Origin of the sequence: uncultured Treponema sp., from assembly GCF_946187725.1 — a bacterium.
GTDB lineage: Bacteria > Spirochaetota > Spirochaetia > Treponematales > Treponemataceae > Treponema_D.
Genome location: NZ_CAMHSK010000002.1, coordinates 162,151 through 186,573 on the forward strand (window position 1 = coordinate 162,151; position 24,423 = coordinate 186,573).

Sequence of the window (24,423 nt, forward strand, 5' to 3'; positions counted from 1 at the left end):
GCCTTAAAAGAAAAATTAAATTTTTCGCAAAGTTTCAATTGGTTTTTCTTTGCCGGCTTTTAAGGCGGGGAACAGGCTCACCAGAAGAGAAAGAATCAGTGTTCCAAGCACAATCAGCGAAATCTGACCTGCAGGAATCACAAGCGGAATATTTTGAAGATAAAAGGCCTCGTCAAGAAGATGAACCGTCACATAGTTTGAAAGATTGCCATCGCTGATAAAATAGAAAATTCTTGCAAAAACATTGACGACAGCTTCGATTCCACCCATAATCGCGTTGAATTTTACTGAACAGAAAAGGCCAAGCGGAAGACCAAAAAGCACTCCAAAAAATCCTGTGACAAGCCCTGTAACAAGGAAAGAAATGGAAATTCCGGCCGAAGTTCCGCCCAGGCTTTTTAAGATTGCGATTTCCTTTTTTCGTTCCATAACGAGCATAATAAGCGCACTTGAAATATTTACGGAAGCGACAAGCACAATCAGCATCATAATAAAAAGAAGCATAATCTGAGTGGAAGCAAAATTTTCGTATTGAGAGGAGTTCAAATCATTCCAACGATAAAGACGGCCGGCCGAAGAAAGAAAGGCAGCAAGTGAATTGTATGTTTTCTGAAGGTCGAGCGAAAAAGCATCGTAGGTTTCAATTCCAAAAACCGCTGAAAATGAATTTGCCGAAATCAAGTTAAATCCGGACTCAAGCGACACAAAAAGCCAGAGAGCGTCAAGTTCCTGATACCCAGAAGAAACAATTCCGCTCACTTTAAGCGGCGTGATTTTAGGCATGGTCTTTCCAGAAGCATTTTCTTTAGTGGTAATAAGGCGAATCGTTCCACCAGCCTTAACGCCCAAATCTTCAGCAAGTTTTTTTCCAAGAACACAGGAATTCCGTGAAGTTAAGTCGATTTTTCCATCAAGAATCTCAAAAAGTGATGCAAAAGACGGATTTTTTTCAAAAATATCACTTTCAACTGCACGAATTTGCGCGCCGAAACGGCCTTTTACAGAAGAAGCGAGCGCAATTCCCTGAAGCTCAGGATAAACATTTTTTACGCCAGAATCATAAAGCTTTATAGAATCAGCAAAAATCTTCATTGATTCGGCATTCTTTGAATAATCAGAATGCGGATACAGGATAAGCTGAAGATGAGATGAAGACAGACCAATCATCCGTTCAGTGATGCCCTTAATCATTCCATTGGAAACCGTGAGCACCATAATCAATGGAACGAGACTGATTCCGATGCACAAAAGCGCACCAAAAAGGCTTCTTCGCGCATTTGATTTTTTGCCTGTCCTCGGAAAAAGCAGTCGGTATGCAAAAGAAATAGAAGAAGAAAGCGTCATCAGTTCACCTTCCCGTTCAAATCATAAGGCTCTAGACGGCCATTTTTGATTGAATAGCACAAGTCGCCCTTCTTCGCAAGATTTATATCATGAGTAACGAGCAAGAGCGTCTTCTGGTACTTGTCCGCCATAGAAAAAAGCAGTTCGCCAATCATTTTAGAATTCTGCGGATCAAGATTTCCTGTCGGTTCATCTGCAAGAATCAGTTCCGGGTCATTTATGAGCGAGCGGGCAACAGCAACCCTCTGTCGTTCACCGCCGGAAAGCTGACTCGGCAGATGGTCAAGGCGGCTTTCAAGTCCGACATCACAAAGAAGCTGCCGTGCCTTTTCCATTGCAGTTTTTTTTGAGCATCCGGCCATAAGGGAAGGCAGGAATACATTTTCGAGGGCAGTAAAATCTTTCAAAAGATAATGAAACTGGAAAATGAGGCCGAGAAAATGAGTTCTATATGCAGAAAGCTCTTTTTCACCAAGCCGTGAAAGATTATATGAGCCACACAGGACTTCACCACCGCTTGCACTGTCTAATCCGCCAATTATATTGAGGAAAGTGCTTTTTCCGCTTCCGCTGGCACCAACAATCGTGATTTTTCGCCCCTTCTCGATTTCAAGGCTCAAATCTTTAAGAATGGTTAAAGTTTCACCTTCAGTTCTGTATGTTTTTTCAAGCGCTTTTACGCTCACAACGATATCACTCATCTCTCATCACCTCAACAACAGTCAGTTTTAAGATATTTCTGCTCGCAATGAAACTCGCCAGCAAAGAAGAAAAGATTCCAAACAGGGAAATCAGCACGACTTCATTTACAAAAATTTTGGGCGGAATGCTTGCATAAAGCATGAACATGGGATTCTCCCGCACAAAATCTCCGTTTTCAGGATTCAAAATCATAACGCCAATCAAGGTCGCATAATAGGAAAGCTTAGAGAGAAGCAGGAATACGCTGCCCATATTGACTGAAAGGAAAAGCCCCAGAACAGTTCCCGGAACCGAACCGAAAACACCGGTCAAAAATCCCTGCATAACGAAAATCGACTGAATCGAGCGTTTTTTGCCGCCAAAAGCACTGAGCACAGAAATTTCTTCACGACGCTCGTAAACCATTCGCCTCATGCCGTTAAAGATGTTGATTGCAACGACCACGAAAATCAGGAAAACCAGAACCATGAGCATATTCTTTTCGACCTGCAATGCACCAAAAAAAGAACGATTGTAGTTCTTCCATGACTCAGCCTTCAAATTCGGAAATTCAGAAGAAATTCGCGAGATTTCCCTTGCATCGGCATTTTCATCAAGCAATTTGACACCATAAATCAGTTTTGCACCGTTACCAAAATATTTTTTTCCATCTTCAAAGCTGATGAAAGCAAAACCTGCATTGATGTCCGCATATCCTGTGTGAAAAATTCCGGTTACAGTGAAAATTCTGTCGCCTGAAAAAAGTTCAACATCACTGCCGCCGGAAAGCGCATAAAGATTGATTTCACTGCCAAGTCTTGCCCCGATTCTGCGTGCAAGTTCTGAGCCGATTACGATTTTGTTTTCCCCGGAAATGTCAAATTTTCCGGAAATGATATGAACCTGTTTTTTAAATCCGGCATCACTCTCAAAAATTGAAGCAGGAACGGCCTTAATCATCGCAGCTGATTCCTTGCCATAAGAACCGAGAACAAGACTCTGGGCCTCATAAAACGGCGTGAATGACCGTACGGAAGATTCAGAAAGACAGAATGACTCAAAAGAAGCCCTTCGCTCTGAAAAATCCGCACCGGCAAGCTCATCATCAGATTCAAAATTTTCTACGCGAATATGATATGAACTGATTTCCATTATGACATCAATAAAGCTGTGCTGAAAACCGTTCATCACGCAGATTACAGTAATCAAAGTCATGACGCCAAAGCAGATTCCGAGAGTAGCAAGAGTCGTCGTAAGTGCAGAAGAACCAGTTCTGTCAACCTTTGCAAAACGCCTCGACACGAAAAAAATCCATGAAAGCGATGATTTAATAGAAGAAAACAAATCTTTTAACGAAAGCCTAGTATTCAAATTCTCGTCTCCTCTGCTCCTGACCGTCCAGATATATGATTTCAGAAGTTTTCACTCCGCCCTTATACAAAAGCTCAACAGAAAATCCGCCTTCAAAATAAAGTTTTTCTGAATAATCGGTGGCAGAACTGTATTTCCGCTCAAGATGAAGTTCCCCATCCTCATAAAAAGAAAGATTTGCAGGCTGGGAGTTTTTTTCAGTCACACTGGAATAATCGTAGACATTTTTGGTTTCATGTTCTTCAACGAGGTTTCGTCCGAAAGAATTTGTCCTGTAAGACCAGCGCGTGATTTTTTCTTCGGAAATTCGTCCTTCCTCGTCATAAGTAAGGGAAGTTTTTTTATCATTCAGGAGCACAGTTTCTTTTTCAGGAGCGGCATCCTTATTCTTTTTCTTGGATTTTTTTTCACGCTCCTCATAATGACTTTCAAGCAGTTCAACAATCCGCCCGTTTTCATCAAAATGATTTTCAACACGCTTTTTTTCTGCAATCTTATCTTCAATCAGCGATACAGGCTTATTTGATTCACCTTCGTACTGATAATCCATTTCAGTTTCGAGCTTTATGTTTTTTGCAACAGAAGCAGTTTTGAATTGCTCGGTTTTCACAAGACGATAAAGCACATCAAAATGTTTACGAATGAGTTTTTCGCCGTAGAAATTAACAAGAACCGTATTTTCACCGTCTTTCCAGACAGTAAACTGCTCGCCGTCATACGAAAATCGCCTCAAAGCACCGTCTTTTTTTGTATAGAAATGCTCTTCTGGAACCTCATCCTCTGTTTTTTCTGAACCTTGCGAATCGATTCCACGGCTGTCATTGTCTTCAAGCATTTCAAGGATTTTTGAGCCGTCAAGGATTCCGATTGCATCAGGATTTTCGGTTTTTACCCCTTGAGAATTAAGAGTCTGCAAAATCTGGTCAATCCAGTCGAATTCTTCGATAATTTCACCGTCAGATTCTTCCTCTTCTTCGCCACCTTCAATATTTTCTATCCCTGCGAAAAAATCATTTGTTACATATAAATCTTCAGGGCAGAAAGTCGCATCGATTATTCCGATTTTTTCTGGAAAATAGAATTCGCAGAGGTACACAGGATTTCTCACTGAATCAACGATTTTTCTTTTAGTCAGAATATTTGAGGCAGTTTTTGAGATTTGCGCAAGGGGAATTGCCTCAGGCATAGAAGTGAGGCTTTTGGCATTATAGCGGGTGATTTCAAAGACAAGGTTCTGAACATAAGAAAGTGCCTTTTCCTCGTTCAAAGAAAGTTCCCGTGAAAAAGCAGGGAGCAACCCACACCCAAAAAAGAGAATTCCAAAAAAAGTCCTAAGAAAAACAGGCTTCAACTCACTTTCCAAAAAATTGCTTGCCTTCAAAAAGCACCGCAATGACAATTTTTAATCAGCACTTCCCTAATTTCCGAGAAATTCATCGACATATTTTTCAGGATTGAAAGGCTCTATGTTTTCGTATTTTTCGCCGGTACAAACAAACAGAACCGGGATAGAAAGCTGCTTTCCGATTGAGAAAAGGCAGCCGCCGCGGGCAGTTGAATCGTACTTTGTGATTACAAGTGCATCCACTCCAACGCTCTCAGAGAAAACCTCTGCCTGCCGAAGCGCATTTTGCCCTGTCGTACCGTCAATCACGAGGATTTTCTTAAAACAGCCGGCATCGGCCTTTTGTGCTGCGATTCTGTCAATTTTCTGAAGCTCGCGAACAAGATTTTCTTTATTGTGAAGACGGCCAGCGGTATCTGCAATAATCACACCGCCACCGTTTGCCCTGCAAGACTCTGCCGCATCAAAAACAACAGAACTTGGATCGCTTCCATGCTGATGAGCAATGACACGAATTCCAAGACGCTCACCGTGCATTTCAAGCTGTTCTTCCGCTGCCGCCCTGAAAGTGTCGCTCGCCGCCATAATTACATTTTCACCGGCTTCTTTATAGAGCTTTGAAACTTTTGCAGCAGTCGTGGTCTTTCCGACGCCGTTTACGCCAAGCATCATATAGATGTTGACTTTGCCCTTTTCAGGAACGAATTCGCACTTTTTTATATATGGAAGAAGCATCTGTTTAAGTTCGGCCTTAATCAATGCTTCGTCAGTGATTTTTTTGGCACGACAAGTTTTTTCAAGTTCTTCGCTGATTTCATAAGCCATTTTTGCACCCATATCACCTTCAACGAGCGCATCTATCAAATCTTCAAAAAATTCTTCATCAATCTTTCTGGAACTGAAAAGATTTTTAAACTTCTGTGCAAATGAAAGTTTTGCCATAATTTCCCCACTTTTTTTCTAGTTCACATTTATCTCATTGTTTTCTATTATTGTAGCAGATTTTTCACTTTCTGTCTCAGACTCAGCGTTCACTTCAATTTCAGGAGCCGGAAGCTTCACGCTGGCATTTGCCTTCATCGCTTTTTTGTCGATTTTTGCCTTAGCAGGAAGAACACGATCGGCCGCCCACAAATAGCGCACAAGCTCCACCGCAGTCCATGCTCCCAAAATTGTAGAAATTCCAACACAGATATTCGACTGATTCTGAAGGTCACGCAGACGGTCATAATCCCCATAGCCCTGAGAATATGCCGTGTTTTCCGAAGTGAATTCGCCCATCGTATAAAAAGTAAGCGGAAGCGAACAAATCAATGCCGTATAAGCCGTATACATCCAGCGTCTTCGTTTGTCGATGTTTGCCTCACGGTCAAAGGTTTTTGCATTTACGACAAGACTCGCACCGTCAAAGGCAGACACTTCTGGAATTCTGAAAAAAGCGATATTGCTGGAATCAGAATCATCCTCACTCTCTTTTGGAACCGTAAACACACCCAAAACAGATTTGCTGTTCACTTCAAGGTTTGCCCATGGTTCTTCTTTGGTAACAGGTGACTGCAAGAGTCCGTATGTATGAAAAACACCGTCACGATATTTTTTGAGCCTGATTCTTGCCAGTCCATGCACTTCAGGAACAAGATTTGCATGAATCAAAAAGCGCTGTTCATCAGAAAAAGCATAGGTAAAAGAAAGCTCTTCATAACCGTCAGCCGAAATATTAATTCTGTGAATTCCCGCATCCTTTATGATTTTGTTGTCAAAAGTGCCGTCACTCTTTTTAAGTGAAAAAACAACGCCGTCAATCATGATTTTCGCATTTGCGGCAATTTCTTTAGGTTCGATTTCGAATTCAAGCACTACAGGTAATGCATTCGCAATTTTTGAATCGAGATTACGGGCAATTGAAGTTGCAAGCGGCATCAAATCACTTAAAAGCCCGACTTCGCGAACTGTGCCCAAAATCTGGCCGCCCGGATAAATACGGAGATTCGTCGTAACCGAGCAGTAATCACCGTAAGTCGTAATTTCACCGGTAATCAGACCGTTGATTTTCGCAGAAGTGACTTCCTGCTCAAAATCCCATGAAGTGAATCCGGCTTCAAGAGATTTTTCGGCTGGCTTAAAAAGTGCCGTAGAATCGCCTTTGTAAAGAACTACATTTTCTGAAACAATCTGGTCTTTTTCATCACGCTGAAAGAACGGAAATGGAAGCTGAAAAGGGAACATTCCCGCGTTTTTTTTGGCTTCATCCCGTTTTTTTCCTTCAGCAATTTCTTCATCGCGGGCAATTTTTGGAGCCGCCTCATCGACCGCTTTTTTCACTTCCGCCAGGTTCTCGTCAATTTTGACTTCGATATCACGGATTTTCTCCATTTCATCTTCAAGCAGCTTTTTGAGTTTTCTTGAATTTGTAGTCGTAAGGACAAGTGAATCACGAGTCTTGTATTCTTTGGAAAGCTGCAAAAAGAGAGAAAGGCGTGCCGTCTGAAGTTCCTTTAACTTACGGTCGAGTTGTTCTTTTTGGGGAACAGTGCGCATATTTTCGTTAGAAAACTGCTCGATTATCAGCTGAGGAAGAACCGAAGCCGCCTTGGAAGTGCTTTCTGCCCGTTTTTGCTTCTGTTTAAAAGAAAATTCCATCACGCCGAGCGTCCAGTTGTCACAGAACACCGGCAAAGAGAGAAAAATCAAAATAAAAGCAAAAAGAACTTTTTTCATTACAAATCATCATCGTCGCTGTCATCGCCACCAACCGGCAGGCCCTTCCACTGAGCCTGAAGGAAGGAATCGATGAACTGATCGATGTCACCGTCCATTACAGCCTGAATGTCGCCAACTGAGAATTTTGTGCGGTGATCCTTGACCATCGTGTACGGCTGGAAGACATAGCTTCGGATTTGATTTCCCCATGAAATATCTTTTTTTTCAGCACCGAATTTCGCAGTTTCTTTGGCACGCTCTTCTTCATAATGAGCATAAAGTTTTGCACGCAAAAGATTCATACAAGTCGCACGGTTCATAATCTGACTTCGTTCGCTATCACACTGAACGACAATTCCTGTTGGGATATGAGTAAATCGAACAGCGGAGTCAGTTTTGTTTACATGCTGACCTCCCTTTCCACCAGAGCGGTAAGTGTCAACTCGCAAATCTTCAGGACGGATATCAACTTTGATTGTGTCATCAAGAATCGGAAAAATGAAAACAGAACTGAATGATGTATGGCGGCGCGCATTTGCATCAAAAGGACTGATTCGAACCAGACGGTGAACACCCGCCTCGCCCTTCAAATGACCGTAAACATAATCGCCCGTAATCTGAATGGTGGTTGATTTGATTCCGCCCTCGTCTTCCTGTAAATCGACCGTCTCAAGTTTGTAGCCGTGTCGTTCTGCCCAACGGATATACATTCGCGAAAGCATATAAGCCCAATCGCAGGCTTCTGTTCCGCCCGCACCGGCATGAATCGTAAGGAAGCAGCCGTTCTTGTCAACTTCACCAGAAAGAAGATTCAAAATGCTCTGTTCCTCAAACTTTTTCTCACAGGCAGAAAGTTCTGCGCGCACTTCTTCTTCTATAGAATCATCACCGCCGTCAGTTCCAAGCTCATAAAGGGTCTTGATATCGTCAATCTGCTGCATCAATTCACGCCACGGCTCTACACGGCCTTTGAGCAATTTGATATCGTTCATGACTTTCTGCGCCTTTTCGGCATCGTTCCAAAAATCAGGAGATGAAGTAAGTGCTTCGGTTTCTTTTATTTTTTTGTCAATTGAAGCTGCGTCAAAGACGCCCCCAAACATTTTTAATATCTTCTTCAAGTCTTAAAATCGGTTCTTTAAGTTCTTCTAACATTATTCGCTCCTAACCATAGCATAATATAGTATTTATCTTGTCAAATCAACTTTTTTGCTGCAAAATATGAATATGTTCATTTTGCGAAAGACTGTCCACAGAACATTTTTTCTCGCTCTTTTTATGAGTAACGCACTGTTCTTAAATGCACAAAAAGTCACATCACGGCCAGTCTGCACAGCAATCACCGCGCAAAAAACCGGCATAAACAAAATCCAGCTCACATGGAACATTCCTGAAAATTTCACTGCCGCTAGCATCGCAATTTTCCGTTCAACAAGCCAGATTGAGCAAAAATCAACAGTTTCCGCAGAAAAGCCAATCGCAGAAGTTCCGGCACACACGACCAGCTACACAGACACGCTCAAACATTTCGGCGATTATTATTACGCACTTATCGCACGCGACAAGGAAGGCAATCTCTTCAACATGCTTTTTCCGACGGTCAATGCTACGGTAAAACCGGTTTCACTCATTCCGCCAGATGACTACCTCGAAACCGAACCAGAAAATGAAGCGCAGTACATTCCGGGTTTCCTTCGTGAGCTTCCGCTGCCCTATCTTGATTTGATTTCAGACCTCGATATTCAGCCGGCAAAACTCAGTCAAAAGGCAAAAGATGAAGGCAAAAAACTTGCCGGAAAATACGCTGTCAAAAAGCCCAAGCTTCTCTCCCCATACATTTTTGAGGAAGACATGATTGCTTCTCCACAGGGAGATGATTTTTTTCTTTTTGAATCGCTCAAAACCTACTTCATCAAAAAAGACTACAAGGGCTCCGTTAAAGATTTGCGCAATTTTCTCTCCATAACAAGAGAGCCTTTTGTAACTACGAGAGCTGTTTTTTATCTTGCTCAGTCGCAGTATTATTGCAAAAATTACAGAAAAGCCCTGGAACTCTTCCTTTTTGTTGAGGATGAGCTGCCAGAGCTTTCAAAGAAGTGGATTGATTCCACGCTGGATTTTTACAAGATTAAGGCTTAAGCAATTTCTTCTATAGAATATATCTGCTCAAATCCTGATCTTTCACAACACCGGTAAGTTTTTCATCAACATAAGTAGAATCTACATTGATTGTCTCGCCAGCGTGCTCATCGGCATCGAAACTGATTTCTTCAAGCACTTTCTCCATGATTGTATGCAGACGACGCGCACCGATATTTTCACTGCGGCTGTTGAGTTCTTCTGCAAGTTCGCTCATTCGATCAATTGAATTTTCTGTAAAGACGATGTTTACGCCTTCGGTTGACAGAAGTGCCGAATACTGCTTTGTAAGGGCATTTTTTGGCTCGGTAAGGATTCGCTTGAAATCTTCTTTTGAAAGTGACTCAAGTTCTACACGAAGCGGGAAACGGCCCTGCAATTCAGGAATCAAATCACTTGGAGCGGCAAGAGAAAAAGCACCAGCTGCAATAAAGAGAATGTGTGTAGTGTCTACAACTCCGAATTTTGTATTGACTTTAGAACCTTCGACAATCGGAAGAATGTCCCGCTGAACCCCCTCACGGCTAACCTGCCCGCTTGAATTTGCATTCTTTGTGGCGATTTTATCGATTTCATCAATAAAGATGATTCCGCTCTGCTCGACCCGCTCTTTTGCCTTATCTGCAACCTTGTCAGCATCAATCATAGAGTCCAGAACTTCTTCTGTGAGGATTTTTCGTGCCTCACGGATTGAAACGGTCTTCTTTTTATGATTGCGGCCAGACAAAAGATTCTGGATTTCCATCATTCCGCTCTGCAAATCATCCATTGAACCGCCGGCAATTATTTCCATGCTCGGCATGTGATTCTGCCTTTTTACAGTAAGCTCGACTTCACGGTCTTCAAGTTTGCCTTCACGGAGCATTACACGGAATTTTTCGCGCGTTGAGTTGTCCTCAATTTTGGGAACAGCAGGAGAAAATGGTGTATCAGATGGATTTTCTGAATTTTCGGCATCAGATTCTTTTTTTTCAGTTCCTGGCAAAAGCAAATCAAGAAGCTTTTCTTCGACTTTTGGAGCACAGGCTTCACGCATTGAGTCTTCAACTTCCTTTTTGACATTGTTGAATCCGACAGCCATCAAATCGCGAACCATTGACTCAACATCACGACCAACATAGCCGACTTCAGTGTACTTTGTAGCCTCGACCTTGATGAAAGGTGCGTTCACGAGTTTTGCAAGACGGCGTGCGATTTCTGTCTTACCAACGCCGGTAGGTCCAATCATGAGGATGTTTTTTGGTGCAACCTCATCACGAATGTCATCAGCAAGATGAAGACGACGGATTCGATTTCGCAAGGCAACGGCCACCGCCTTCTTTGCCTTTTCCTGCCCGATAATGTAGGCATCAAGTTTTTCTACAATCTGCTTAGGTGTAAGCCCTTCAATAGACATAAATTCCCCTGTTTTAAATCTCTTCTACTGTTATATTGTGATTTGTGTAAATACAGATATTTCCGGCGATGTTCAGGCTTCGCTCGGCGATTTCGCGGGCACTCAAATCACTTGAATCAAGATATGCGAGTGCAGCTGAATAGGCGTAGTTTCCGCCCGAACCGATTGCAAGCACATCATTTTCCGGCTCGATTACATTTCCGTCGCCGCTAATCAAAAGAATCTTGTTTGAATCGGCAACAATCAGCATTGCCTCAAGCTTCTGGTACATTTTTTCAGTACGCCACATTTTTGCAAGTTCAACGGCACTTCTGGTCAAATCACCGTTAAATTCCTTGACCTTTTCTTCAAATTTATCAAGCAGAGTGAACGCATCGGCAACGCTTCCAGCAAAGCCTGTGAGAATCTTTCCGTTGTAGATTTTTCGGACTTTGCGTGCGTTGCCCTTGCAGACAGTATTTCCAAGAGTGACCTGACCGTCACCTGCCATAGCGACCTTACCGTTTCTTTTGACAGCAATAACGGTGGTGCTTCTGATTTCAACCTTTTCCATACTATAAAGATAAAGAAAAAGCGGCAGGTCGGCAAGAGAATTCTCAGACACGGAACAAATCTATTTCGTTACCGATTTTTGAAATAGAATCGTTCATTATGCCGGAAATTTCAGACAAGGCAGCACCTGTCTCATGGATTTTCCGTGCACCGATGCCCATTTCGCCAAGGCTGTCCTTAATCTTGAGCGTTGCGTTCTGGAGTTTCTGCACCTCATGAAGAATCTGCTTGTTTCCCTCTGACATTTCAGCGGAAGCTGTTCGAACTTCTGAAGTGCTGTCATTCATCGCATGGAGAGCTTCACCAATCTGCTGACTTCCTTCCTGCTGTTCCTGCATTGCAGAACGAATCTGACGGACCAGCTGGTCGGTATCTTTGATTTTGTCAGTAACCGACTGGAAAGCAGCACTTGAATCAATGGAAGCCGAAACAACATCAGCAATTGAAGAGCGGATTTTTCCAAGCTGAACACCAATCGTTTTTGACTGCTCGCTGGAATTTTCTGAAAGCTTACGGATTTCATCTGCGACGACCGAGAAACCTTTGCCAGCCTCGCCCGCATGAGCCGCTTCAATTGCCGCATTCATTGCAAGAAGGTTCGTCTGTTCAGCGATTGCCGAAATGACAGTGTTTGCGTCCTGAAGCATTTCGCTCTGAGTCTTAATTTGCTCGATTTTATTGTTTACATCGGCCTGTTTTGCTGAACCCGTCTGAGCATTCATTTCAAGCTGCTCGAATGAGCCGGCCATTTTTTCGACAGTCTGATTTACGCTTGAAATGTTTCCAATCATCTCTTCAACGGCAGCTGAAGCCTGTGAAACCTGCGAAACCTGATTTTCAATCATCCGTTCAAGAGAAGCAATGTTTGAGGCGATTTCATTAATTGCACCCGCAGTTTCATCCACGCTTCCAGACTGATTCACAATCTGACGGTTGACACCCTCAATATTCGCAAGGATTTCTGTGATTGACGCAGCGGTATCCTGAGTTGCATCCGACATCTGACCGCCCGCAGAATGCAGGTTTTCCTTAGAATTCTTTATCTGAGAGATTATTGAATGAAGTTTTTCAACGAATACATTGAAGCCAGAAACGACATCCCCGACCTCATCTTTCGATTTTACGACAAGTCGCTGTGTTAAATCGGCATTTCCGCTTGAAATTTCCGTAATTGCCCTCTTCAAACGACGAAGAGGCCTGATAGAAAGACGGATTACGATGCCAACAACAATAAGCGAAAGAACAGTCAAAACGATAAATGAGACAATAATCAAGCCCATAAGACTGTTGAGCCGTTCCTGAAAATCAGAGAACGGAACTGAACAGGCGGCAATCCAGTTTGTATCAGGAATTCGCTCAAAAACCGACATCCATTTCTTGCCGTTGTCAACATAGACATCGCTTCCAGTCTTGCCGGAAAGCATGAGCGTAAGATGGTCGCCCAAAGAAGTGCCCTGACTGCTTTTTTCGATTGCACCGACATCTTCAACACCGACCTTCCAGTGGTCTTCGTTTGCAAGGGTGATTTTTGTAGCCGCACTGATTACATAGGGCTTTCGGTTCTTTGACATTGGGTGATCCATACAAAGATTGCTGAGCTTAAAGCCGTCCACTACACAATACAGTACATTTATGACCCGCCCTGCCGAATCTTTTACAGGATAGGAATAGGTCATCGTGACCGCATTAGTCTTTGAGTTGGCCGACGGATCAGTGATTACAAGGCTGCCCTTTTTGGCACCAGTAAAATATTCTTCGGATGAAGCGGAAAACAATAGCCCAGAAGACTTGTCATACCCATGACCGTCGATATCGAGGACAGAAACATCAATGTAATCTTTGTCGGAAGAAGTTACGGCACGGGCAATTTTAGTTTTTTCCAAAAGACTTACATCCGGATCTGTCATACGGGAGTCAACAGCAAGCGTCTGAAGCATACGGATTTCACGCTCATTATTGAGGTGCATTTCCTTTGCAACAGCATTGACCGAATGCAGCAAATCTTCATACATCATCTGTTGAAGTGATTTTGATGAATTGAGACTGACAATGATTCCGATGATGAAGTTTGAAAGACAAGTACCAATCAGTACGGTAAGAATAATTTTGAAACTAAGGCTTTTACGCGGATTCTTCACAGGAACCTCCTTAGCATCAATTATAACACGATTTCTTCAAAAACTAAAAACAAAAGATTTAAGATTTTCCACCGTGCGGATGCGCCTTATTGTACATTTCAATCATTTTCTCGGTACTGATGTGAGTATAGCGCTGAGTAGTAGAAATACTTGAGTGACCAAGCAATTCCTGAACGAGCCTTACATCCGCGCCGTTTGTAATCATTGCAGTAGCGAAAGTGTGCCGGAAAGCGTGCGGCGAAACATGACGCTTCGTTCCTTCGCTTCCCGAATAGCGTGTGATAATCAGACGAAGCCCGCCAGTTGAAAGAGCGCCGCCCCTCTGATTCACAAAAATATGCCTTTCCTTATCAGATTCCCCGAAGCGTTTTTTTCGGTCTTCAAGATAGGCCTTCAGAGCGTTCTGAGCATCTTCCTCAAAATAAACACGCCTGTCCTTACTGCCCTTACCAGTCACGATTGCCGAAGAATAATCACCGCTAAAATCATCAAAAGTAAGCGACACAATTTCACTTGCACGACATCCCGAAGAGTAAAGCATTTCAAAAATCGCCTTATCGCGTTTTTCCCACAAAAGCTCATTGACTTCAGGCTCATGGCAAAGTTTATCGATTTCAGCACCAGTCATAAACCGGGGAAGTTTTCTTGGATTTTTAACAGTTTTAAGCTCAAATGCGACATTAACATTAAGATGACCAAATTTCCGGCAATACCCGAACAAACTTCGCACAGATGAAATAAAACGATTGATTGAGGCAGCAGAACGCTTTTTTTTGGAAAGAACACCCACGCACTGTTTTAGGTCCTCAAGTTCAATCGCAGCCATTTCCTTTTCAGGCCCGATAAAACTCATTTCCTTAAACTGAAGCAAATCGCTCCTGCACGCCGTAACTGTATTTGCCGAAAGCGTGCGCACGGATTCAATGTACGAGAGATATTCCTCAATTGCGTCTGAGACAGTCATGTTTTTATTATCGGCAGGAAATTAGCTACTCTTCTCCCATATCCACCGGCATCTCAAGCGGCTCTTCGTCTGCGGTGTGCAGATAGTCGCAGTCTGGGTTGATGCATGATTTGTAAGTGCCGTTCTTTTTGTCGAATTTTTCGACCAGGAACCAACCGCATTTTGGGCAATACTGATTTTCGAGAGGCTTGAAGTGTGAAATGAAGTCGCACTTTGGGTAGTTTGTACAGCCGTAGAATTCCTTGCCCCTGCCCTTTGTCTTTCGTGCAACGATTTCACCGTCACAGCCGTCTTTCGGGCATTTTGCGAGCGGAATTGACTTTGTGTTGTGGCACTCCGGGAAACCTGAACAAGCAAGGAAGTAACCAAAACGACCGAGCTTTTTCATCATCGGTTTGCCGCATTTTTCGCAAACTTTGTCAGTCGGCTCGTCAAGGAAGCCCTTGATGCTTTCTACTGATGTTTCAACTTCATCACAGCGCTTTTTGAACGGACCGTAGAAGTCACGAATCATGTTGTTCCAGACGATATTTCCCTGTTCAACGCCGTCGAGCGTATTTTCGACATCGGCGGTAAAATGCTCGTTAATTACATCCGGGAATGCTTCAACGAGGATTTTGCAAATCATCTTACCTAAAATTGTAGGCATGAGCTGCTTGTTGTTTCTCGTTACATAATAGCGGTCGAGAAGAACCGATATGATTGGCGCGTATGTTGAAGGACGGCCGATTCCCTTTTCTTCAAGAGTGCGGACAATTGAAGCGTCTGAATAGCGGGCTGGTCCCTGAGTAAAGTGCTGCTCCGGATAGAACGAGTGGCCTGATTCCAAAACCTCATCTTTTTTGAGAGAAGGAAGATTGCCAGTAACTTCTTCTTTTGCAGAAAGAAGCTTGATTACAGAATAGAAGCCCTTTTCAACCAGTTTTGATGCAGAAACGCGGAAAAGTGCGTCACCTGCAAGGATTTCAACGGAAGTTGTAGCCGTCTTTGCGTTCGACATCTGGCTTGAAACAAATCGTTCCCAAATAATCGTGTACAATCTGAGCTGATCGCGTGAAAGATAATCTTTTACATAGTCAGGAGTGTATTTTGAGTAAGTCGGACGAATACATTCATGCGCGTCCTGTGCGCTTTTACCGACCGCATAATGAATCGGCTCTTCAGGCAAATTCTGCGGGTATTCCTTGCCAATCCATTCACGCACTTCATCAAGGGCAGTCTGAGAGATTCGCACGGAGTCGGTTCGCATGTAAGTGATAAGACCGATTCTGTTCTGCCCCATCTGAATACCTTCATAAAGTTGCTGGGCAATCTGCATGGTCTTGCGGGAAGTGAATCCAAGTCTGTTAGCCGCTGCCTGCTGCATTTTTGAAGTAGTAAACGGAGCCTTTGGACGAACAGTTTTTTCGGTTACTTTTACATCAGAAACCTTGCATTCAGAATGTTGAATTTCTTCGATAATTTCATTTACGGCTTTTTCTGATTTTAACTCAGGATTTTCGCCCTTGTATTTTGCAAGCTGAGCCGTGAATTTGGTTTTGCCTTTCTGGAAATCAGCTTCCAAAGTCCAGTATTCTTCTGGGATGAAATCTTCGACTTCTTTTTCACGCTCACAAATGAGACGGAGCGCAACAGACTGAACGCGGCCTGCACTCAATCCGTTCTTTACCTTTTCCCACAAAAGCGGGCTTAAATTGTAGCCTACAAGACGGTCAAGAACACGGCGTGCTTTCTGTGCATTTACCTTGCTTTCAACGATTTCGCCAGGATTTTTGACAGCCTCTTTGATTGCCGTAGGCGTGATTTCGTTAAACACGATTCGTTTGATATCGGCATTTGTTTTATCTTTTAAGGCATTATTCAAATGCCATGCGATTGCCTCTCCCTCGCGGTCATTATCGGATGCGAGAAGCACATGGTCAGATTTTTTTGCGTCTTTCTGAAGTTCTTTTAAAAGCTTTGCCCTTCCCCGCACCGTGATATATTCGGGCTGGAAATCATTTTCGATGTTGACAGCCATGCGCGACTTGGGAAGATCAATCAAATGCCCCATAGAAGCCTTTACGGTGTAGCCTGGTCCTAAATATTTTTCGATAGTGGTTGCCTTTGCAGGAGACTCCACGATAACCAGTGTAGATTCTTTTGGTGCTTTTACAGTCTTTTCATTAGCCTTAGCCATAATTCAAAACATCCTTTCAGAACTTTAACAAATTTCTTCTATTATAAATATGAAGTTTGATTTATTGCAATAGGTTCAATTTATTTTTAGATGTAAAAAACAAGTTGACCACAAAGCAAAAATTCCCGTTTTATCCGGACTTTTCTCAAATCAGCTTTTTAAATTCCTCGTAATTTGAAATGACCTTCGCGCCATCCTCTACAAAACTTTTGGGTGACGAAGAATCAGCTTTTCCTTCTTTTGCAGGAATTGACCTTGAAAAGCATTCACTGTGAAAGAAAACCTCGCGGTTATAGCCCAATGCCAAATCAGCCGTAATCATTGCACCGCTCCCCGCAGGAGCCTGGACAACAAGAGTCACAGGAGAAAGGGCGGCGACAATCCGGTTTCGCTGAACATAACGGAACTGAACGGAAGGAGTGCCCGGAAGATATTCAGAAAGAATCAGGCCCCCGCTCTCAAGGATTTTTACTGCAAGACGAGTGTGTGTCTGCGGCGTAATCATGTCGATTCCGCTTGGTAAAACAGCACAAGTCGCAGGATTTGAAGAAAGCAATGCCCCTTTATGAGAAGCGGCATCAATTCCAAAGGCAAGACCGCTTACAACGCAAAGTCCGTCATCACAGGCATTTTTCGAAAAATCAGAAGCGGCTTTAAGGGCAGAAAATGCAGCACGGCGGGTTCCGACCACGGAAACACATCTTCTCTTTAAAATCTCAAGATTTCCTCGATAAAAAAGCATGAAAGGCGGGTCTGGAATGAGACGAAGCATGGCCGGAAAATCAGTGGAATCATAGCAGGTCCAGGAAATTTCAAAATTATGCAGAATTCTTGCAGCGACAGTTACCTTTTTGAGTGCATCCGTTCCGTTCCATTTCACACGCTTAAAAACCCGCTTCACGCAAAAAGAAATTGAATCAACAGTGAGGGAATTTATAAAATCAACAAACTCGGAATCAGATTCAAAAGAATCTATAGAATCAAGAAGATATTTAAAGAAGAGAAGTTTCTCACGCAAAGTAAGAAAAGAAGAATCCGCAACAATCAGGCGGACAAGAAGATTTTTATCCAATCAGCTCTCCTATGATGCAGAAACACATCATAGGATAAAAATAGTTATTTTGAATATGAAGCGTCAAGGACAATTTTTTTATTTGAAAGAGCTTCCTGCTTTTTCTGCTCGGATTTCGTCTGGGAAGCGATTTTGTCGTAAAGACTTGCAGCCTTGTCAAATTCTGCATTTTCGTAATAAGCACGGGCAAGAATGAACATCGCGTCAAAGTTTCTCGTGTCGAACGAAAGCAGTTTTTCAAGGTGCGGAATTGCCTTTTCACTCTGTCCAAGCTCGAAAATATAGAGTATTCCAAGCCCGTACAACGCACGGCCATACTTAGGTTCAATTTCAACCGCACGAAGATAGGCACTTTCAGCAAGCTTTAGGTAATTGTATTTTTCTGTGGTAGAGCTTACACCTGTTGCCCCATAATCAAGGCTCGCTTTTGCCATGTAACCGGCACACAAGCCCACATAATAGAAAAGATTTTGATTTTCAGGGTAGATTTGAATTGCTTTCTGGAAATACTTGAGGGCTTCACCGTACATTTTGGAATCAAGATAACGGACGGCAAGCATTTTGTACCAGACACCAACCTGACTTGAAGCCAGCTGCATGTCAGCAATTCGGTTTTCATATTTTGCGATTGCTTCTTTTAATTCAGCTTCGGTTGTAGGGGATTTTTCAATTCCCTCTTCCAGTTTTTGCATTCGGATGATTGTTTTATTTGTTTTTGTACAACCACAAAGCGTGAACATAGTGAATGCAATGGCAGCGAATGTTTTATACTTTTTTTTCATTTTTATCCTCTGACTTTTATTTAACTGCGATGACCTGGGAAAAACTCCCTGTGCCCTTCCCGAAGCTGTCTGTCGTCAACATGAGTGTAAATCGTAGTTGTCGCCAAATCAGAATGTCCGAGAAGTTCCTGCACACTCCGTAAATCCATTCCTCCGGCCAGAAGATGCGTGGCAAAAGAATGTCTGAGCGTATGGACTTTCGCATGAAGGCCAGCCTTTACCTCAAGGGCCTTGAAATTCTTCCAGATACCCTTACGGCTCATCGGTTCGCCCTTGTAATTCACAAAGACTTCACCAACGACTTTTTCGCCGACAAGAAGCGGCCTTACATCATTAAGATATTCAACAAGTCTCGCTTTTGCAGCTTCTCCAAAAGGAACCATTCTTTCTTTGTCACCCTTTCCGTGAACAATCAGAATTCGTTCTTTTAGATGCAAATTTGAAACCTGAAGGGAAGCGGCTTCTGTAATCCGAAGACCGCATGAATAAATCAGTTCATAAAGGGCACGGTCCCTAATCCCAAGCGGCTGGGAAACATCAATAGAATCAAGAAGGCGGTCAACCTGCTCAACAGAAAGCACTTTCGGCAAAGCCCTGGAAGCTTTCGGTCTTTCAAGCAGCATTGCGTGATTTTCTTTCCAGTAGCCCTGCCTGACAAGATAAGAGCCAAGAGAGCGCAGACCTGATATATCCTTCGCAATTGTAAGTTCATCACACTTCTGTTCCGTTCGTCTCCAGATAAGATAGGATAGAAGAACCTGTGGATTTACTGACGCAAGTTTAATCTGCTCGCCTTGAAGCCAGTTCAGAAAAATCTTCGCGCACTCTTCATAAGTCGCAGCAGAATTTTCTGACAGGCGCTCAACAGAGACCATATCGCTATGAAATCTCAAAAGCAGAAGCTCAATTGTCATGCGTCACACCGCTTTATTTTTTGCCCAAATTGATTGTTCTTGAAAGACCTTCGAGATTTCGTCTCCAGACAGCCGGCTGTTCCATATCACCCACGCCTGAGAAACCAAGCGGAGGATTAAGAGGATTGCCTGCAGCACTAGAATTTAACGGTCTTGACTGAGAAACCCGTGCAAAATCAGAAATGATGTCTTTTTTCTCTTCCTGCATTTCAACTGACTGCGGATCGCGCATAAATGATTCGCGGCGCACTGAAGCCGAAGCGGCAGGAGCTTTTGCCTTGTCATCCTCGTAAATCGTGTCATTTCCGAAGATTCCAGTCATAAAATCATTCTTTTTTACTTCAGAAGAAGCAGTCTGTACAGCAGGTCTTCTTTTGCCGATTTTTTCAAATTCGCCGGCAGAAATCGTGTCAGAGTTAATCTGAGCCTCGACCTTCTGAATTTCGACCTTTTTTCCAGCAATATCGTCCTTATTGAAGCCAGTCGCAATTACAGTTACGCTGATTTTGTCATCCATTGTTTCATCGAGAACCTGTCCCCAAAGAACAACGGCATCTGGATTTGCGTGCTCTGTGATGATTGATGCGATTTCGTCACATTCTGAGATTCCGACATCGTGATTTCCACAGATGTTGATGAGGACATTTTTTGCACCGTCGATGTTCGTGTCAACGAGAAGACGGTTGTTGATTGCGTTGCGGGCAGCATCGCTTGCACGGTTGTCACCTTCACCAACACCGATTCCAAGGATTGCGTCTCCCTGATCCTTCATGACAGACTCAACATCACGGAAGTCGCGGTTTACAAGACCAGGCTTTGTGATGATGTCAGAAATACCCTGAACACCCTGACGCAAAATATCATTGATGATAATGAATGCGTTTTCAACAGAAAGGCGTTTTTCGGCATCTTTTAGAATAAGTTCGTTTGGAATTGCAATAAGTGAATCAACTTCAGCACGGAGCTTTTTAACGCCCTCTTCAGCATGAGCCATTCGTATCTTGCCTTCAAATTTGAAAGGAGTTGTTACGACAGCAACAGTGAGTGCGCCAAGGTCATGAGCAATTTTTGCAACTACAGGAGCCGAACCTGTTCCAGTTCCACCGCCCATGCCAGCAGTAATAAAAACCATGTCAGAATCTTTGAGAAGTTCCTTAATCTGTTCCTGCTGTTCTTTTGCTGATTCCTCGCCGACCTCAGGCTTTCCGCCTGCACCAAGACCGCCAGCGAGTTTCTGACCAATCTGGATTTTATACTCTGCTTTATTCTGACTGAGAGCCTGCAAGTCAGTGTTCATTGCGATAAATTCAACGCCACCGACTCCACTTTCAATCATCGTATTGACGGCATTTCCACCACAACCGCCGCATCCGACAACCTTTATTTTTGTCGGGCTTGCCGTGTTCATGACCGGAGAATCCGATCCCGCCGCCTTAATTACTTCATATTCAAAACCCATGTTGTCCTCCCACCTACAACTGATTTGACTTATGTTATGTTAGATTGCCGCGTTCATTCCGGCAGTCTTTGAAATGACCCGAAAATCAGAAATTCCCGGGCACCTCTATTAGAAGAACTTTTTCAAGAACTTCTGGAATGTACTGTCTCCCTGCCGTTTTTGCTCAGAAGATTCACGCTTTTTACCGTGTTTTTTCTCAAGATTTGCGTGCTCTTTGTGAGCAAGAATAAGACCGACCGCAGTCGCATATTCAGGCATACGATATTTTTCTTCCATTCCACCCAATGACTGAGGGAAACCGAGGCGCACAGAAGATGTTCCGAAAACACTCTGAGCCATTTCAACCGCACCGCTGATCTGGGCACCACCGCCTGTCAGGATAATGCTTCCTGAAAGCTGCATTGCCGAAAGTCTGCGTGCGATTTCATCTCTTACCATTGTAAAGATTTCTTCCATTCTTGGATATATGATTTCGCATAATTCTACTTTTGTTGTAAGTTCTGTATTGCGGCTTCCAAATCCAGGAATCAGAACCTCTGCATTCTCGCTTTCTACCAAAGGAGGCCAGCAGCATCCGTTCTCAACCTTGATTTTTTCTGCCGTAGCGTTCGGAATTCCCTTGACGATTGCAATGTCATTTGTTACGAGATTACCGCCGATTGGAATCGAACAAGTACAGATTGGCGCATCATTCAAAACAACGACAACATCTGTAGTGCCGCCACCGATATCAATAAGGATTGAGCCAAGTTTCTTTTCATCATCAATCATTACGGCTTCGGTACAAGCAAGCGTTTTGAGCATGACTTCATCGAGCTGATAATTCGCCTGCTCTACGCAAGTCGTAATGTTCTGAACAGCAGTTCTGCTTGCCGTGATGATATGCACATCAGCTTCAAGACGGATTGCAATATTGTTAACAGGATTTTTAAAACCGTCCGTACCGTCGATAATATACTGCTGAGGAATGACATGAAGCAATTTTCGGTCAAGCGGCACTTTTATTGAATTAGCACAATCGATTACCCGTTTAACATCATCCTCGGTAATCGCGCGCTCACTCTTTCCATAAGAAGAAATTGCGACAGCACCCTTTGAGTTAATGCTTTCAATCTGCACGCCACCGATTCCTGTTACGCAGGACTGAACTTCGAGCCCCGTATTCTGCTCTACTTCGTCAATGACTTCATGAATGCATTGCTTGGTTGCCTCGATGTTTACGATTGTACCGTTTCTCAGGCATCCTGTAGAAGGCTTTTTTGCCACATCAACGATTTCGACGCTTTTATCATCATTAACGACACCAATAACTGCACGAACAAAGCAGGTTCCGATGTCAAGGCCAACAACTATGTTACTCACGGAATTCTCCTGTTTCCTGATGAAGCGAAGTTGCTTTTGTCCTATAAGTGACAGAACCGTATCGAAGATCAATTTCCTCAACATCCGGTTCGAGTGCATTCACAACATCGAGAGCGACCATCATATACTGCAAGTCTTCTTCTTTCAACTGTCTGCCCGTAAGAATTCTGGTTCTTGAATGAATCGGATAAAGTACCAGCTCATAGTTACCATATTCTTTTGGTATGACATGAATTTCAGAAATCGCAGCAAAATAGTTCTGCGACAGTGAACGGATAGAATCAATCTGCTCCATCAGGGCACGATACTTTTGGGGAATTCTCATCCCCTCTGGTATATTTTCGACAGGAATTCCAGAAATTAAAGGAAGAGATGTGTCAGAATTAGCGATTTTTGAAGAATTTGCGGTTCCGCTGAAAAGAACACCGTTTCTGTCGATTTCAACGCTTACGGTGCGGTCATTGCTTGAAACGAAAGTCATTGCGACAGGCTTTCGCTCGGTGACATTGATGTAAACCTTGTTCGGAAAGCGCTTTGAAATCTGAACGCTCTCAACGCCAGGCACAGATAATAGAAGAGATTTTGCTTCAGATGAGCTGAAATTCATGAACTTTTTGTTCGCACATGGAGCAATTACGCTTGTCATGCTTTCTTTTGTATATGAAGACAGACCGTTCCATGTAATATCGACTTTATCAAGGCAAGGAACGACGAAAAAATAAACGCAGAGTTCGCATATGAGAAGAATTCCAAAAATCGCCGCAAAGATTTTTACGGCATTCATTTTTGATTCTGAGACAACCTTTCTTTTCCTGGTTCCGTGGACTTCAAAATTCTCAAATCCCTGAATAACAAAATCACTCATAAATCACCTCTTCCATTTCAATATCGTCATTCGGCCCGATTTCATTACGGGAAGCATTCACCAGAAACCCGCAGGTCGCCAAAGTGAATAAAATCGAAGAACCACCCGAAGAAAAAAACGGAAGCGGAATTCCGGTCGTAGGAATAACGCCGCCGACAACTGCAACATTAAGAACCGACTGAGCAACCAGCGATACGATGAAGCCAAAAGCCGCAATCGAAGCAAAACGAGACTTTGCCGTAAGAGCGCAATGCAAGCCTCGCCATGCGAACAAAGCCAGGAGCGCAAAATAAACAAGAACTCCAAAATAGCCCATTGATTCAGCCCAGCCTGCAAAAATATAGTCAGACTGGATTTCAGGAATTGAATTGATTCTTGAAAGATTTGAGCCTAAGCCCTGTCCCCAGAATCCGCCGGCAGAAATTGCCTTACGGGCCGCATAAGTCTGATAATTCAAAGTCTGAAGATAGCTGTCCTGATCAAGGAAGCCTATGATTCGGTTAAGACGATACGGCTCCAAAAACACAAAAAGAGCCGAAAGAGGAATCACAATCGACATGACAGGAACAAGCCAGAAAATCTTTGAACCAGACACGATGAATAGCAGGATGGCAAGGGCAGCCACAAAGACAGAAGTTGACAAATCTGACTGCATGACGATTGAGCCGACCATAATAAAGCTGATAAGAACAGCCGGGAAGACAGTTTTATCAAAGGAATCCACGATTCTTGCCTGTTTTTCAAAATAATTGGCAAGATACAGGACAATCACGAATTTCACCATTTCAGAAGGCTGGAAAGTCGTAAAGCCGAGACGAATCCATCTTCTAGCTCCGTTTCGCTCAACTCCAATTCCAGGAATAAAAGTCATTATTGAAAGAATAAGCGAAATCACCACGAGAAGAGGCAAAAAGCGTTTGATTGTGTCCATGTTGAAGGTCGCAAAGACAATAAAAAGCATGAACCCAAGGCAAGAACTGATGAGCTGTCGTTTTACAAAATAAAGTGAATCATTAAAAGCACGGAAGCCGTAATTTCCTGAGCAGACATAAAGCGTAAACATGCCGATTCCCCACAGCAAAACGGAAATGAGAATCAATGAAATGTCACACTTTTTGTACTGTTCCAACGGACGGTCGGCAAAGATGCTGAAATTCACT

General features: G+C 43.2%; 20 protein-coding genes. 1 reads left to right on the forward strand and 19 read right to left on the reverse strand.

Annotation, left to right across the window (positions count from 1 at the left end):
• Nucleotides 1–15: 15 nt before the first annotated feature.
• From Q0Q74_RS01670 to prfB, 7 genes are all read right to left on the reverse strand, one after another.
• Nucleotides 16–1,344, reverse strand: coding sequence for an FtsX-like permease family protein (locus Q0Q74_RS01670; RefSeq protein ID WP_294427878.1), 1,329 nt, complete (start codon nucleotides 1,342–1,344; stop codon nucleotides 16–18).
• Nucleotides 1,344–2,045, reverse strand: coding sequence for an ABC transporter ATP-binding protein (locus Q0Q74_RS01675; RefSeq protein ID WP_294427880.1), 702 nt, complete (start codon nucleotides 2,043–2,045; stop codon nucleotides 1,344–1,346). Before Q0Q74_RS01675 ends, Q0Q74_RS01670 begins: the two co-directional genes overlap by 1 nt.
• The gene (locus Q0Q74_RS01680) at nucleotides 2,038–3,396 is read right to left on the reverse strand and encodes an ABC transporter permease (RefSeq protein ID WP_294427883.1); all 1,359 of its coding nucleotides are present in this window, start codon (nucleotides 3,394–3,396) and stop codon (nucleotides 2,038–2,040) included. The genes Q0Q74_RS01675 and Q0Q74_RS01680 overlap by 8 nt, the downstream gene beginning before the upstream one ends.
• Nucleotides 3,386–4,663 carry a hypothetical protein gene (locus tag Q0Q74_RS01685; protein WP_294427884.1) on the reverse strand — a complete coding sequence of 426 codons (1,278 nt, stop codon included), beginning with the start codon at nucleotides 4,661–4,663 and terminating at the stop codon, nucleotides 3,386–3,388. The genes Q0Q74_RS01680 and Q0Q74_RS01685 overlap by 11 nt, the downstream gene beginning before the upstream one ends.
• A 150-nt stretch (nucleotides 4,664–4,813) precedes the next feature.
• On the reverse strand, nucleotides 4,814–5,683 hold the full coding sequence (gene ftsY / locus Q0Q74_RS01690) for a signal recognition particle-docking protein FtsY (RefSeq protein ID WP_294427886.1): 870 nt from the start codon (nucleotides 5,681–5,683) through the stop codon (nucleotides 4,814–4,816).
• Nucleotides 5,684–5,701: 18 nt separating this feature from the next.
• Nucleotides 5,702–7,459, reverse strand: coding sequence for a hypothetical protein (locus Q0Q74_RS01695; RefSeq protein WP_294427888.1), 1,758 nt, complete (start codon nucleotides 7,457–7,459; stop codon nucleotides 5,702–5,704).
• Nucleotides 7,459–8,596 (reverse strand): peptide chain release factor 2 gene (prfB, locus tag Q0Q74_RS01700; protein WP_294427890.1). Its coding sequence is split into 2 segments (ribosomal slippage): nucleotides 7,459–8,526 and nucleotides 8,528–8,596, totalling 1,137 coding nucleotides; the frame shifts between segments, so codons are not numbered across the junction. The genes Q0Q74_RS01695 and prfB overlap by 1 nt, the downstream gene beginning before the upstream one ends.
• A 72-nt stretch (nucleotides 8,597–8,668) precedes the next feature.
• Here prfB and Q0Q74_RS01705 point away from each other — a divergent pair.
• Complete coding sequence (locus tag Q0Q74_RS01705) at nucleotides 8,669–9,580, forward strand: hypothetical protein (RefSeq protein ID WP_294427892.1); 912 nt, start codon at nucleotides 8,669–8,671, stop codon at nucleotides 9,578–9,580.
• Nucleotides 9,581–9,590: 10 nt separating this feature from the next.
• On the opposite strand, the gene hslU is transcribed toward Q0Q74_RS01705, so the two are convergent.
• From hslU to Q0Q74_RS01765, 12 genes are all read right to left on the reverse strand, one after another.
• Entirely contained in the window at nucleotides 9,591–10,976 is a 1,386-nt protein-coding gene (gene hslU / locus Q0Q74_RS01710; protein WP_294427893.1) for an ATP-dependent protease ATPase subunit HslU, read from the reverse strand.
• Between the two features lie 13 nt (nucleotides 10,977–10,989).
• Complete coding sequence (gene hslV, locus Q0Q74_RS01715; protein WP_294427894.1) at nucleotides 10,990–11,529, reverse strand: ATP-dependent protease subunit HslV; 540 nt, start codon at nucleotides 11,527–11,529, stop codon at nucleotides 10,990–10,992.
• 43 nt (nucleotides 11,530–11,572) lie between these two features.
• The gene (locus Q0Q74_RS01720) at nucleotides 11,573–13,666 is read right to left on the reverse strand and encodes a methyl-accepting chemotaxis protein (protein ID WP_294427897.1); all 2,094 of its coding nucleotides are present in this window, start codon (nucleotides 13,664–13,666) and stop codon (nucleotides 11,573–11,575) included.
• A gap of 58 nt (nucleotides 13,667–13,724) precedes the next feature.
• A complete protein-coding gene (locus Q0Q74_RS01725) occupies nucleotides 13,725–14,630 on the reverse strand; it encodes a tyrosine-type recombinase/integrase (RefSeq protein WP_294427899.1) in 906 nt (301 codons plus the stop codon).
• Nucleotides 14,631–14,655: 25 nt separating this feature from the next.
• On the reverse strand, nucleotides 14,656–16,809 hold the full coding sequence (gene topA / locus Q0Q74_RS01730; RefSeq protein WP_294427900.1) for a type I DNA topoisomerase: 2,154 nt from the start codon (nucleotides 16,807–16,809) through the stop codon (nucleotides 14,656–14,658).
• Nucleotides 16,810–16,954: 145 nt separating this feature from the next.
• The gene (locus Q0Q74_RS01735; RefSeq protein WP_294427902.1) at nucleotides 16,955–17,881 is read right to left on the reverse strand and encodes a DNA-processing protein DprA; all 927 of its coding nucleotides are present in this window, start codon (nucleotides 17,879–17,881) and stop codon (nucleotides 16,955–16,957) included.
• Between the two features lie 44 nt (nucleotides 17,882–17,925).
• A complete protein-coding gene (locus Q0Q74_RS01740) occupies nucleotides 17,926–18,663 on the reverse strand; it encodes a tetratricopeptide repeat protein (protein ID WP_294427903.1) in 738 nt (245 codons plus the stop codon).
• A 20-nt stretch (nucleotides 18,664–18,683) separates the two neighbouring features.
• The gene (locus tag Q0Q74_RS01745) at nucleotides 18,684–19,577 is read right to left on the reverse strand and encodes a tyrosine-type recombinase/integrase (RefSeq protein ID WP_294427904.1); all 894 of its coding nucleotides are present in this window, start codon (nucleotides 19,575–19,577) and stop codon (nucleotides 18,684–18,686) included.
• 13 nt (nucleotides 19,578–19,590) lie between these two features.
• Nucleotides 19,591–21,036 carry a cell division protein FtsZ gene (gene ftsZ, locus Q0Q74_RS01750; protein ID WP_294427905.1) on the reverse strand — a complete coding sequence of 482 codons (1,446 nt, stop codon included), beginning with the start codon at nucleotides 21,034–21,036 and terminating at the stop codon, nucleotides 19,591–19,593.
• Nucleotides 21,037–21,144: 108 nt separating this feature from the next.
• Nucleotides 21,145–22,398, reverse strand: a complete 1,254-nt coding sequence (ftsA, locus tag Q0Q74_RS01755) for a cell division protein FtsA (protein ID WP_294427907.1) — start codon at nucleotides 22,396–22,398, stop codon at nucleotides 21,145–21,147.
• Nucleotides 22,391–23,263, reverse strand: coding sequence for an FtsQ-type POTRA domain-containing protein (locus Q0Q74_RS01760; RefSeq protein ID WP_294427909.1), 873 nt, complete (start codon nucleotides 23,261–23,263; stop codon nucleotides 22,391–22,393). The genes ftsA and Q0Q74_RS01760 overlap by 8 nt, the downstream gene beginning before the upstream one ends.
• Nucleotides 23,256–24,422 (reverse strand): FtsW/RodA/SpoVE family cell cycle protein, encoded by a 1,167-nt coding sequence (locus tag Q0Q74_RS01765; protein ID WP_294427911.1) that lies wholly within the window; start codon nucleotides 24,420–24,422, stop codon nucleotides 23,256–23,258. The genes Q0Q74_RS01760 and Q0Q74_RS01765 overlap by 8 nt, the downstream gene beginning before the upstream one ends.
• Nucleotide 24,423: the final 1 nt, after the last annotated feature.

Coding starts and splice junctions, on each gene's coding strand:
- Q0Q74_RS01695 (WP_294427888.1), bottom strand. CDS start 7,459: ATGAAAAAAGTTCTTTTTGCTTTTATTTTGATTTTTCTCTCTTTGCCG.
- Q0Q74_RS01675 (WP_294427880.1), bottom strand. CDS start 2,045: ATGAGTGATATCGTTGTGAGCGTAAAAGCGCTTGAAAAAACATACAGA.
- Q0Q74_RS01740 (WP_294427903.1), bottom strand. CDS start 18,663: ATGAAAAAAAAGTATAAAACATTCGCTGCCATTGCATTCACTATGTTC.
- Q0Q74_RS01670 (WP_294427878.1), bottom strand. CDS start 1,344: ATGACGCTTTCTTCTTCTATTTCTTTTGCATACCGACTGCTTTTTCCG.
- hslU (WP_294427893.1), bottom strand. CDS start 10,976: ATGTCTATTGAAGGGCTTACACCTAAGCAGATTGTAGAAAAACTTGAT.
- topA (WP_294427900.1), bottom strand. CDS start 16,809: ATGGCTAAGGCTAATGAAAAGACTGTAAAAGCACCAAAAGAATCTACA.
- Q0Q74_RS01760 (WP_294427909.1), bottom strand. CDS start 23,263: ATGAGTGATTTTGTTATTCAGGGATTTGAGAATTTTGAAGTCCACGGA.
- ftsZ (WP_294427905.1), bottom strand. CDS start 21,036: ATGGGTTTTGAATATGAAGTAATTAAGGCGGCGGGATCGGATTCTCCG.
- Q0Q74_RS01725 (WP_294427899.1), bottom strand. CDS start 14,630: ATGACTGTCTCAGACGCAATTGAGGAATATCTCTCGTACATTGAATCC.
- Q0Q74_RS01745 (WP_294427904.1), bottom strand. CDS start 19,577: ATGACAATTGAGCTTCTGCTTTTGAGATTTCATAGCGATATGGTCTCT.
- ftsY (WP_294427886.1), bottom strand. CDS start 5,683: ATGGCAAAACTTTCATTTGCACAGAAGTTTAAAAATCTTTTCAGTTCC.
- hslV (WP_294427894.1), bottom strand. CDS start 11,529: ATGGAAAAGGTTGAAATCAGAAGCACCACCGTTATTGCTGTCAAAAGA.
- Q0Q74_RS01705 (WP_294427892.1), top strand. CDS start 8,669: ATGTTCATTTTGCGAAAGACTGTCCACAGAACATTTTTTCTCGCTCTT.